At 74.8% G+C, this 421-nt stretch carries 1 pseudogene; it reads left to right on the forward strand.

Annotated elements, in window-relative coordinates:
* Positions 1–132: 132 nt before the first annotated feature.
* Positions 133–421 (forward strand): annotated as a pseudogene (locus I6F37_RS41610) (hypothetical protein); the annotation flags it as partial.

The raw sequence follows: 421 nt of genomic DNA on the forward strand, positions 1-421 counted from the left end.
ACCTGGGCTCCAGCAATCACACCTTCGTCGACGGGGTGCGACTCGTCGATGACGCGCCGACCCTGCTGGGCGAGGGCAGCGCGCTGAGGCTGGCCGCCGACCTCCCGATCACCGTGCGCAGGGTGGCCTGAGGTGGCCGCGCTCCTTTTGAGCGTCGCCCTCGCGTCCCACCGGGGTGAAGTGCGTGACCACAACGAGGACGCCGCCGGCTGGGACGGCTGGGCCGTTCAGGGCGACGCTCCTCGCACCCTGCTCGCGACCCGCGTCATGGACACGGCGGCTTGCCTCGCCGTCGCCGACGGCATGGGCGGCCATCGCGGCGGCGCGCGGGCGGCCGCCCTCGTCGCCGAACTGGTGACCATGCCGCTGCCGGCCATGGCGGTCGGCCTGCCGCCGGACGCCTGGGTGGCCGGGCTGGTGC

The sequence above is a fragment of the Bradyrhizobium sp. NBAIM08 genome (assembly GCF_020193935.1).
Taxonomy (GTDB): domain Bacteria; phylum Pseudomonadota; class Alphaproteobacteria; order Rhizobiales; family Xanthobacteraceae; genus Bradyrhizobium; species Bradyrhizobium yuanmingense.